At 43.6% G+C, this 12,265-nt stretch carries 8 protein-coding genes; all 8 read left to right on the plus strand.

All coding sequences use genetic code 11. The features are described from left to right. Positions 1-119: 119 nt before the first annotated feature. The 8 genes from HBAL_RS13435 to HBAL_RS13470 all read left to right on the plus strand — a co-directional run bounded on the left by HBAL_RS13435 (position 120) and on the right by HBAL_RS13470 (position 12,263). Positions 120-578 carry an Lrp/AsnC family transcriptional regulator gene (locus HBAL_RS13435; RefSeq protein ID WP_015828490.1) on the plus strand — a complete coding sequence of 153 codons (459 nt, stop codon included), beginning with the start codon at positions 120-122 and terminating at the stop codon, positions 576-578. 188 nt (positions 579-766) lie between these two features. Then, entirely contained in the window at positions 767-2,353 is a 1,587-nt protein-coding gene (locus HBAL_RS13440; RefSeq protein WP_015828491.1) for a M61 family metallopeptidase, read from the plus strand. Between the two features lie 149 nt (positions 2,354-2,502). Continuing rightward, the gene (locus tag HBAL_RS13445) at positions 2,503-3,690 is read left to right on the plus strand and encodes a pyridoxal phosphate-dependent aminotransferase (RefSeq protein ID WP_015828492.1); all 1,188 of its coding nucleotides are present in this window, start codon (positions 2,503-2,505) and stop codon (positions 3,688-3,690) included. Then, positions 3,687-5,012, plus strand: coding sequence for an APC family permease (locus tag HBAL_RS13450; RefSeq protein WP_015828493.1), 1,326 nt, complete (start codon positions 3,687-3,689; stop codon positions 5,010-5,012). Before HBAL_RS13445 ends, HBAL_RS13450 begins: the two co-directional genes overlap by 4 nt. A 181-nt stretch (positions 5,013-5,193) precedes the next feature. Further along, positions 5,194-8,193 (plus strand): TonB-dependent receptor domain-containing protein, encoded by a 3,000-nt coding sequence (locus HBAL_RS13455; protein WP_041302387.1) that lies wholly within the window; start codon positions 5,194-5,196, stop codon positions 8,191-8,193. A gap of 39 nt (positions 8,194-8,232) precedes the next feature. After that, positions 8,233-9,759 (plus strand): S10 family peptidase, encoded by a 1,527-nt coding sequence (locus HBAL_RS13460; protein ID WP_015828495.1) that lies wholly within the window; start codon positions 8,233-8,235, stop codon positions 9,757-9,759. Continuing rightward, a complete protein-coding gene (locus tag HBAL_RS13465) occupies positions 9,760-10,716 on the plus strand; it encodes an ornithine cyclodeaminase family protein (RefSeq protein WP_015828496.1) in 957 nt (318 codons plus the stop codon). Then, positions 10,713-12,263, plus strand: coding sequence for a S10 family peptidase (locus HBAL_RS13470; protein ID WP_015828497.1), 1,551 nt, complete (start codon positions 10,713-10,715; stop codon positions 12,261-12,263). Before HBAL_RS13465 ends, HBAL_RS13470 begins: the two co-directional genes overlap by 4 nt. Positions 12,264-12,265: the final 2 nt, after the last annotated feature.

Genomic DNA, 12,265 nt, shown 5'->3' on the forward strand with positions numbered 1-12,265 from the left:
GACGTTCATTCATTGGAGCAAGCCTTCTTGGATTTGTCCGTTCTTTCTTTATTGCATTCCGACAATATTTGAAATAATTATTTCAATAATTAGATTTTTTTGAAACATGGAGCGCACATATGTCTTTCTCTGCGTCAGATAGGACTTTTCTGAACTTACTGCAAAAAAACGCAATCATCCCAAAGAATGAACTCATTGAACAAGCCGGCATGTCTGGCACAACACTATGGCGCAAAATTCAAGAATTTGAATCCAATGGCCTCATTCGGAAACGCGTCACTCTTTTAGATCCAGACATCGCAGGCCTGAGTGTGTGCATATTCGTTTCAATCAACCTAGCCAATTACACACCGGAAGCGCGCACAAGCTTTGAGCAATTTGTCGAGCGTACTCCAAAAATTATGGAATGTTTTTCAGTTACAGGGTCATACGACTATACACTAATCGTGCGGGAGGAATCAGTCAGTTCCTTTGAAAGACTATTAATGCATGAAATTTTGACTCATCCTTCAGTCGCCTCTGCAACATCGCAAATCGCTCTTAAATGCCAAAAATACTCGACAGAACTCCCCCTATAGGACGCAGGTATATTTTTCTAATTGACAAACGAAGGGATAATTTATCTCAGAAAAGCCCCGTGCTCGAATACACTATCCTCAGAAGAGTTGTGCAAGACAGTCTTAGGACTATTCCTTTCTGATTGGGAGTGAAACATTATTTCTAGTGCTTAGCAGCCTTCGTTTCACAAACTAACAGGACAAAACCTATGGCTTTCAAAATGACAAAAATGCGCACAGGTATAGCCATATCATTTGTTCTGGCAGTTTTCACCATATCTTGCTCTCCAAGAACCAACACAGTTTCAATCCCTGAACAAAAACCCCCTTCTTTTTCAATTAATTTAAAACCAGAACTCAATGAGTCTGGAGAAGTAGAAGCAATCTTGGTAAACTCGATTGTAGAAGGAAACCTCAATGCTGGCGAAGAGAGGCTCAAGCTTCAAATACCTATCACTTACGTCAGAGTTGAAGGTATCGCCGAACGCACAAAAGATATGAAAGTGAATGATGCAAATGGCATTGTTACCTTTACTTTCGAAGATGATGCCAAAGCACCCGGTGGTTTTCCCTACTTTAGAACTTGGACTGCGACCCGCGAAATTCAATTTCCAATCAGCATATCCTACCGCTCCTTGGTTCAACCACCTAATTCAATAGATGGCCCCGCATTTGGCATACGCCCCGCATCAGGAGGTGTCAGCGGCGCAGGTTCTGGCTTTCTATTGGTGCCTCTAAATGTCGACAGCAAAACCAATTATATAGATTGGGACTTATCTTCATTTGACACAAATGCGATTGCTTCCACCACGTTTGGTGATTTTTCAACACAATTTAATGGCGTTCCCTCCGACACTCGCAATGGATGGTATATGGCAGGACCTGTCAGCCACTTTCCTGACGATATCACCAAAAGCCACATGAAAGGCTTTTGGTTAGGTGACTTCCCTTATGATGTTACAAAAGAAATGCGTTTTGTTACAAAAATGCACGCTTATCTAAGTGACTTCTTTTCACATGATGCAACCGGAGACGATTATCGTGTCTTTCTTCGTCAGTTGGATACTCCTCCTTATGGAGGGGCAACGGCTCTAGGTAATTCTTTCATGCTTTCAAGAGGTCCAGCTGAAGAACACGAAATCGGCAAAGAAGGCCCTCGTTTCACCTTTACGCATGAAATGCTTCATATGTGGGTTGGCCATATGGATGAATCCCATGGTGATAGCACTTGGTTTATCGAAGGGCTCACCACGTATTACGAATACACCACGCCTTTCAGGTCTGGAAATGAAAGCCTGGAACACTACGCAAATCGCCTAAATACGCTGACAAAGAGATATTACGCCAACCCCGGTAGAGCAATGAGCGCTGATGAAATTGTTCATATTGGTTTTGATGATAGTGAAGGCGATATCAGACATGCCCCATACTGGCGCGGCGCTTTGTATTTTGCTGACCTAGACGCCAGAATTCGCCATGCCTCAAACAACACAGCTTCACTCGACGACCTCATGACAAAAGTCTTTGAATTACGCTCGAATGACTGGAGTTTGAACATTGAAAACTGGGCAATAGAGGCCAACAAATTTACACACGAAGATGAACTTAAAATCGTTAGAGACGTCCACATTAATGGTCAGCTATTTCTTCCTGCACTTGATTCATTTGGGCATTGTGTAAACGCAGTGGAACATTCCGATGCAGAAGGTCTCCCACCCATTACTTGGGAAATATCCCAACACATAACCGGACCAGAGTGTTTTTCTTTGATCCCGCCCCAAACGCGGCCCGAATAGCGAAATATTATGTTCGATGACCGAGAGAGCCTCTAAAAAACGCATAGAAAAACCTCTTACCACCGAATAATTTATTTGGCTAAACAACGCAAAAACAAATTGAATTTGTTTCTTTTATCGTTCGAATTTGGGTCCAGGATCAAAAATACGTGTCTAATTCCAATAGCAACTACAATACACCTCTCGCTCACTGGATAAGAGACATTCTGGACATTTCCAGACAGTCAAAACACCCAATACTTCCTCTATTTGAAAGTTCTATTCCTGAGCCGACTTCATTTCTATCAGAGATAGTACGCGATACATTTGCCACCGCCACGCCCCAAAACTACAAAAGTGTATTTTCTAGAAATCACCCAAGTTTGGAAAACTGGTTGGCATCAAGATACGATATTCCCAACCAGCATATTTTATGCACTTCAGGCGCAAGCGTTGCAATTAATTTTATAATGGGCGCTATTTGCAAGCAAGGTGATCATGTTGTCATCGAAAACCCTTGCTTTGATATTTTTCGATCAAGCGCAAAAAATGCCGGCATCACATATTCTTCTTTCGAGCGCAAAGCTCCAGAGTTTGAAATCACACTTCCTGATATTTTAGACAAATTGGAAGCCAACACAAAAATAGTCATCATTTCAAATCCACATAACCCCAGTGGGGCCTACACCCCATTGCAAGACTTGCAAGGGTTAGCGCGGGAACTTGAAAAGCGTCAAATTTATCTGCTGATAGACGAAGTCTATTTGGACTATAAAGAACAATTCTCTAATGGTTTAAAAGTTCAAGAACACCCCAATATCATACGCATTGGCAGCCTAACCAAAAACTATGGTTTAAATACACTCAGATTTGGTTGGATCTTCGCAGGCAGTCAAACCCTGATACCCATAAAGAATTATGTTCGCGAACATGATATGACGACATCGAAATTGTCTCATGCAGTTGCAGCCCAAACTCTCCTGCGGTCAAATGAACTGGACGCTCTAAGACGTGATATCGTAGATACAGCCACACCCGTCATGAAACGCTGGCTCACCAAAATGAGTGAATCCAACCACATAGAAATGAGCACAGATCTGCATAGTTGCATTTGTTTTCCCAAATTGATCGGCATTGAAAATACAGTTGATTTTAGCTACTGGCTAGCAAACAATCACAATGTTGCAGTCATACCCGGAGAGTGTTTTGGCGCTGCTGGACACATAAGAATTGGCTATGGATGCACACCAGAAATTCTCAAAGAAGGACTAAAGCGCCTTTCTGAAGGTCTCATTGCCTTTAAAGAAAACCACTCAGTCTCTTCTGCACAATCCGTTCGCGAGTTTAACTCTCAATGAAATCAAGCAAAACAACATTAAGTCGGGACATAGGCCTGTGGGGTGTTGTCTCCTTGGGTATGGGCACAGCAATTGGTGTCTCGATTTTTTCGATCATACCACCTGCTTATTCCTTAGCTGGGCCGGGCATGCTCATTTCCATGGCGCTTGCCATGTTCCCGATGATCATATTTGCTTTAATTTATGCCTTTATGGGGTCTGCCGTCCCTGTGACAGGGGCTTCATTTGAATGGCCCCGTCGATTTATCTCACCCTTTGCAGGTTTTTTCATTAGCTGGTTACGCATTGCTGGCAGTACGGCGGCCTTAGTAGTCTTAACAATGGTACTGGTCAGCTATATCGGCAACGTTATAGATCTTCCATCAAAACCGACAATATTTGTTTTTTTCCTCCTCGTATTTCTCATGAATATGATCGGAATATCCGTCGCCAATTTTGGACAAATGCTGATGCTCTGCATTCTATTGTCTGCGTGTACACTTTATTCAATCACGGGCATTCCAGATATTCAGATCGAAAACTTCACCCCCTTCACACCGCAGGGCTTATCCGGCACCTTGGCTGCGATACCTCTAATGATTTCTCTCTTTCTCGGAATAGAAAGCGCAGTCGAAGTCGGTGGAGAAATCAAAAAACCAAAGAAAACGATTCCATTGGGCATTGTTTTGTCAGTGTTATTAACATGCACTGTATATTTGATTGTCGCTGTCGTCACTATTGGTGTGCTCGGACACACAAACCTACTCGCGACGCAAACGCCTTTATTGGATAGCGCACAAATAAGTATAGGCACCTACGGGAAATGGCTAATTCTTCTAACTGCGATCGTCTCAATCGGAAGCTCGATTAACGCCACATTCATTATCCTGACACGCTTCTTATACGCCATGGCCAAATCAGGAATGCTTCCGTCAGCACTTGCAAAGATAGACCCTAAAAATGGCATACCAAGAAATGCAGTCATTTTAACTTTTGGACTATGTTGCTTGGGTCTCTTTACACCTGACAGTCTTATTTTTCTATTCCTTGCAGTAAACATCCCAACACTTCTAAAATATGCCGCCATATGTTTAAGCAGCATTCGATTGTTAAAGCTTGAGCCTCAATTGCACGACCAAGCTTTTTTCAAACCATCTCGCAAAGTTATTAAATCACTTGGTTATCTGGGCGTTATTTTAAGTGTCATCATTATCATTTTAGGATTCCAAACAGATTATAGACCTTTTCTCGCCCTGCTAATCTGGTCTCTAATTGGAATACTTTATTATGTAATTTACGGACGTAAAAACTACCTCAGCACGCCTCGTACAGAGCAAGAATAAGTCTCTTCGATGAAGAGGAATTTTTATGCTCCAAGCAGGAATTGTCGCATATTTGTTGCAAAGCCACCGCTTCAGGGCCGCAAATAAGTATAAAAAAACCATCGACAACCTCTTAGCGTGGATAATTAAGGGCAACCAAAAAGCTAAGAAACAAGCCACACAGCTACCTCAGGGGATAATGATGAGCCAGTCTATTTTTCTAAAAAGCATGTTCTCTACATGTGCTACAATCGCTATGCTACCGACCGTACTTTCTCCACTAGCTGTCGCACAGACGGCCACAACGGATGAAGTCGTTGAAACGACAAAAATGGAGACTGTGACGATCACTTCCAGTCGTATCAAGCGATCAGTGGCATCAACACCATCACCTATTACGTCTATAACTCCAGAAGTCTTTTCAGACCGAGGCTACAGCACTGCATCAGACTTGCTAAATGACCTGACAGCGCTTGCTCCACAACTAAATCAAGCCGATGGAAGCGGTGATGCCTCCGGTAGTGGACAACAATATCCTGATATCTTTGGCTTGGGCGCTGGCCGCACACTTACACTTGTGAACAACAGACGTTTCGTAACCACATCTAGTGGGCTTGGCGAATCTCAAGTTGACGCCAATATCATCCCAACAGGTTTGATTAAACGGGTCGACGTTGTTCAGGCTGGTGGTGCCGCCGTTTATGGTTCAGACGCTATTGCTGGTGTTGTGAACTATATTTTGAAAGATGACTATGACGGTTTGGAATTAGACCTTCAATATGGTGACACTGAGCAAGGTAATTACGAGCAAACATCCTACAGACTAACTGCAGGTAAAAACTTCGATGACAATCGCGGTAACATAGCTATCAACATTGAAGGCTCCACCTCCCCAATCGCGCGCTTCTCTGATTTTGACGCCTCAAACCGCTCTCGTATCACCCTCGCCAATCCTCTGGATACAGGTCCAAATGATGGTATTCCGTCAGTTGCTGAAATTCTTCCAGCCTATTTCTGGAATTTTAATGGCAATGGCGTCGTCTATAACACGCCTGCACCGCTTACCTTTTTTCAAACAAACATTGATGGTTCTCCGATCCAGTTTGGATCAGATGGCGGCCTCACTTCATACGACCCAGGAAATGTTGTCGGCATTCCATTTGCCGAAGGTGGGCAAGGTACACGTTATTCCGACCTTGTAGGTCTGCGCACAGGTGTCGACAGAATTACAGCCAACCTTATTGGCCATTATGATATTGCATCAAACATTCGCTTAAATGGTGAGTTTTTATATTCTAAAACAGACGCGGAAAGCATTGGTCAAGGCTATGTTAGATCTGTACTAAACCAAGCTGACCCATTTTATGGGGCAATACCTTTCTTTGCCACCAACGCATTTTTGACAGATGAAAATGTCGCCGACTTAAGTGCTGCCAACCCAGCCTTTGGTTTTGGTGCACCAATGTGGTTGTCACGTCATTTCTATGATGACCTAGCCCCCTCAAACCTGACAAAAAATGAAACCAACACTGCGCGTCTCATGCTTGGGCTTGAAGGTGATTTTGATGCCGGAGATCGAAATTTCTACTGGGAGATTTCAGGTAGCTACGCTGAAGTGAGTGGTAGTGAAAAAGCTTGGGGAGTCGATTTCGCAAAGTTCAATAAAGCTATCAACGCAGTCGATGATGGAACTGGCACAGCGGTCTGTAGCGTAAATGCAGATAGTGATTCAACAAATGATGATGCAAGCTGTGTCGCACTCAACCCATTTGGTGCAGGCAATATTAGCAGCGCAGCTAGTCAATATGTATCGGTTATGACCGGTAACACTTACGAAAACGAACAAATGGGTCTGTTGGCAACAATAGGCACACAAATCATCGACTTGCCCGCCGGTCCTATTGATGCAGTTCTCGCATATGAGCACCGTCACGAACACGCCAGATACACACCGCTCGAAGCAAACCTACTTGGACTTGTCGACACTGGCACACCACAAGAGGCAACCTCAGGATCATACGGCACGAATGAATTCTCAATTGAAACACTCGTCCCTATTGTAAGTCCAGAAATGTCTATTCCGGGTATTCATGCTCTAGAGCTGGATGGTACATATAGATATGTAGAAAACTCGATAGCAGGTAAAGAATCTGTCTGGAGTGCGGGACTACGTTGGGAAATTCTTGACGGCATCACAGCTCGTGCAACAAAAAGCCGAAACTTCCGTGCACCAAGCTTAGAACAGCTCTTTGCTCCAACATCAGTTGCACTTTCCAGCATTGGTAACGACCCTTGTGATTCAGACAATATCAACGCCGGTCCAAATCCCGCTCTTCGCCGTGCAAATTGTGAAGCTGAATGGGCTGCGAACCCGCAATATGCTAATCTAGACACATTCCAAGACTATTCTGAAAACTTCACCTATGCATCCATCACTTCGGGTGGAAATGCAGAACTACAAAACGAAGTTTCTGACACAACAACATATGGAATAGTGTTTGATAACTTCCTAGTATCAGGCCTATCGCTATCTGTAGACCGAATAGAAATTGACCTTGAAGACGGATTGTCCGCCTTCACGACAGAAGACTTTATGGCTGCCTGTTATGACAGTGTTGGTCAAACCGCTGATGTTTGTTCTGCCTTTACACGTCTTCAAGCGAGCACAGATTCAACCATTCAGGCAGGTTCGGTAATATCTGGACGGACAACGACATTTAACGCTGGGCAAGTCGTTTTCAGAGGTGAAGTTTACTACGCAAACTATAGTTTTGACTTAACTGATATCGCTAAAAGCTTATCTGGAGAGTTTTCGTTTGGGGTAGAAGCGACACACGTGTCTGATTATTCAACGTCCGTCACAGGAACAACATTTGTTTCAACAGATGGAACTGTTGACCAGCCAGACTGGTCCGCAAGAATTGATGCTGGATATGTTAACGGCCCATTCCGTGCGACATATAAAATGAGCTATCTGGACAGTGTCCTAGCTGAAGAAGGTGCAACGATTGAAAACAATCCAAACCACCTCATCAGCTCAAACTACACTCATGACTTATCAGCAGCTTATGAATTGCAAAATGGTTTGACCGTTCGCGCTGGTGTTAAAAACATGTTTGATGAAGCACCTTCTTACCCATCATTGAGCTATGGTGACATTCTAGGTCGCCGTTACTTTGTTGGACTGAACTATATGTTCTAGCATTTCGTTAGCTAACAACTTGAAAATGAATGGATTAAAATGAAAAAACCTTTCTTTTTCTTCACGGCAATTATAGCCGCTACTTCAATGTTCTGGAGCTGCAATGCAGCTCCAGTCGCGGATGCCACCAAAGGCAATGATGCAACACTGCATCGTCAATCCGTATACGAAACTTCTGTTTCAAAAACCGGCATATTCGGAGATAAGAAAATCTCCTATACAGCCGCATTAGAAACAATCGAGATTCAAAAAAATTCCAAAGAACTCGGGGCAAAACTAGTTACGATTTCTTACGTTGCTGAAAATGAAACCGCAAAGACGGAACGCCCCGTTCTTTTTGTTTTCAATGGCGGTCCAATCTCATCGTCCATACCACTTCACATCGGGGCAACAGGCCCTTATCGCGTTGCTTTTGACGATGATATTTCTATCAATGTAGAAAATGCAAAACTCATTGAAAATACATATTCCCCTCTAGCTGTCGCCGACCTTGTCTACTTTGATCCAGCCTCAACCGGACTTAGCAAAGTATCTGAAGGTATTGATCCACTCGTCTACACCTCACTTGAAGCAGACGCTCAACAATTTGTAGACTTCGCAACGACTTGGTTACAGCTGCATAATCGAGAACAAGCACCGATATTTATTGTTGGAGAAAGCTTTGGAACGATGCGCGCCGCATTGGCCGCCGGCATGCTCACAACGCAACACCCAGACATCCAACTTGAAGGTGTGATGCTGATGGGACAAGCCGTCAACATTATAGAATACGCGCAACGCAAACAAAACATCATTAGCTATGTCGCTTCACTCCCCACATTAGCTGCTGCCGCATGGGATTTAGATGTTGCAGATAAAGCTAATTATACATTTGAAAGCTTCATAAACGAAGCCACATCCTTTGCGGACAGTGAATATTTAGCAGCTCTCTATAAAGGCAATCTGCTCTCAGCAAACGAAGTACAATCGATTTCAGCCAAGCTAGAAAAATACACTGGCATCCCTGCGCAATTTTATGTCGACAACAATATCCGCATAACCAAGCAACAATACCGTAGCGAACTTTTCAAAGACAAAAAACTACTCCTTGGAAACTCCGATATCCGGTATTCACGCTCAATTGATGAAGAAGGTCCTGCTGATCCTTCTAGAGTGATTTATGAGCGTTATATCAAAGCTTTTACATCCTATTTCCAAGACGTGTTTGGTTTTCCATTGCCCGACTCATATGTGAATGGTGAATATTTTGGCGGCCTGCCAAGTTGGGATTGGATAGATGTGTCACCATTTGGCGCGTATGCATATGGGGATCATTTAAACCCAGCATTTGAAGCCAACCCTGAGTTTCGTTTGGTCATTTCCAACGGCTATCATGATGCGCAAACCACTGTTGGTGGTGCACGCTATGCAGCAATGCAATCCGATTGGCCCAAAGACCGCGTAAAACTATCTTTTTACCGAGGTGGCCACATGGCTTATTCAATAGAAAACTCAGCCAAACTATTCTGTGAGGATTTGAAAACCCTTATTACAGGTGAACAAAGCAATCTCGACGAGACATTATAAATGCGCGTTTTTTCTGCTAAAGACGTAGAAACTCACCTAACCTATATCGATTGCATCCGCATAATGCAGGATGCAATGATCAAACTGTCATCGAATGAAACACGCCAAATGCTCCGACAAATTCTGCCTTTAGGTGCAGATAAAATGTTTGGTATTATGGGCGGTACGTTAGGCGATTTCGATATTTTTGGCTCTAAGCTTGTTGCCGTTTCCCCGAGCCGAACTGACAAAACATCAGGCTCTCATCAGGGCGTTGTCGTTACTTTCGATAAAGACACACTCGCCCCCACTTGCATCGCCGATGCGAGTGCTATCACCGCCATTAGAACAGCAAGCACTAGCGCCATGGCAACCAATCTGCTTGCGCGCAAAGAAGCAAGTATTTTGACTATTCTAGGCACTGGTGAACAGGCATTTCATCATGCGCTAGCTATATTGGAAGTCAGACAAATCAATGAAATCCGTATTTGGGGCCGCAGCCTTCACAAAGCCGCGCAACTTACTCAGAAAATAGAGCAGCTTACAGGCATAAAATGCACCCCGTATCAACACGTTGAAACCGCATGCGCAAAAGCTGACATAATATGTACAGTTACGAGCGCTTCGACGCCTATTCTACACCAACACCATGTCTCCAAAGGTACACACCTGAACGTAGTAGGTTCAAGCTTTGATGGACCACGTGAAATAGATGACGCACTTGTATCTATCTCAAAATTTATTGTTGATTCAAAAACTTCTGTAGAAAGCCAAGGCTCCGAATACAGGCATGCATTGGCAAATAAAGCAATTTCAGAAAACCATATTCTCGGAGAAATTGGCGAAGTGGCCTCTAAAACATTAGATGCACGAACAAGCAGTGAAGACATCACCATTTTCAAATCTCTAGGACACATCGTCCAAGACATTGCAGCAGTTGCTTATATTGCTGAAAAAACAAAGGAAGTTACGCAATGAAACTGCTTCAAATATTTAGTATCGGTATCTGTGTATTCCACCTAACAATGCTGCCTACTTCCCTTGCTCAAAATCCCATTCCATCGTCTGAAATTGTTCCAACTTTTAAAGGTGAGCCCTCCCCTTATAGCAAGATAACTCAGCACCAAATTAAAATTGGACGCGACAAGGTCTCCTATGATGCAATTGCGGGAGAAACTTATTTAAAAGACACAGCAGGCAACACGACAGGCAGCATTTTTAGCTTCAGCTATATTCGAACAGATAAAGTCACTGCAAACCGTCCTGTGCTCTTTGTTTTCAATGGCGGTCCAGGTTCAGCATCGTTATGGATGCATATGGGGGCACTTGGCCCCAAGCAGCTAAAATTGGACAAAGATGTAAACCCCACAAATGTCCCACCCTTTGAAATCATTGATAATAAAAACTCACCTTTAGACTATGCTGATCTGGTTTTTATTGATCCTATTGGGACAGGCTTTAGCCGTCCCCTCAATGGAACAGATCCCAAAATATTCTGGGGTGTTGATGAAGATGCGGATTCAATCGCTCAATTTATAGAGCTTTGGCTAACGCAAAACAAACGCTGGAATTCTCCCAAATACGTTTTAGGAGAAAGTTATGGCTCAACACGGGCCGCGATTTTGCCTCGCGCACTTTTGGGGAGTCCTTTTCCTCCCGGTGTAATGCGTGGGATCACGCTAGACGGTATTATTCTTCTAGGCACAACTTTGGACAAACACAGCGCAACAGCGCCTCCTAAAGCTCAAAATGAGATTTTAAAAGCACACGCTTTGCGTTTGCCAGGCATTGCTGTCACCGCCGCTTTTCATGGTCTGACACAGCCTGAAGAAGAAATCGAAAGCTTCTATAATCAAACCCTTGAATTCTCAAAAACGACCTATTTTGAAGCTTTACTAAAAGCAGATAACGGCACTCTTTCGATAAACGAAAAAGAGCTAATCCTACAAAAATTGAAAGAACTAACGGGGCTGACCGAAGAACAAATTGGCGATGATCTGGTCGTTACAGAAGGTGAATTTTCCAACACGGCATTGCAAAACAAAGGCTTACAAGTTGGCCTCTATGATAGTCGCTACACACTTCCTCTCGTCAATTCAGGACACGACCCTGTTGCAGATGACGCGGCAATGACGCAGTATGTTCCTGGATTTGTCGCTGGTTTTCATATGTTGCTGAGCGAACATCTCGGTGTAGAAATCGCGCGTCCTTACACTGCAATTCGCTGGAAAGACCTGCTACCTTATTGGAATTTTGAACGCGGATTTACACCAGTCCCTGCAAAGAATAGCGCGCAGGAACTTGCTTGGTCTTTACGACGCAATAAAGATCTGCGCGTTTTTGTAGCCTCAGGATATTATGATCTGGTAACAACACCGGCCGCCGCCTATGATCAAATCCAGTCTGGCGGTGTTCCTCTCGATCGAGTGACCTTTAAAGAATACCCATCAGGTCACATGCTTTATCTAGGTGGAACATCTGAAGCTTTTAGCAAGGATTTGAAAAATTTCATTCTTCAGAAATGATT

The organism is Hirschia baltica ATCC 49814 (genome assembly GCF_000023785.1).
GTDB lineage: Bacteria > Pseudomonadota > Alphaproteobacteria > Caulobacterales > Hyphomonadaceae > Hirschia > Hirschia baltica.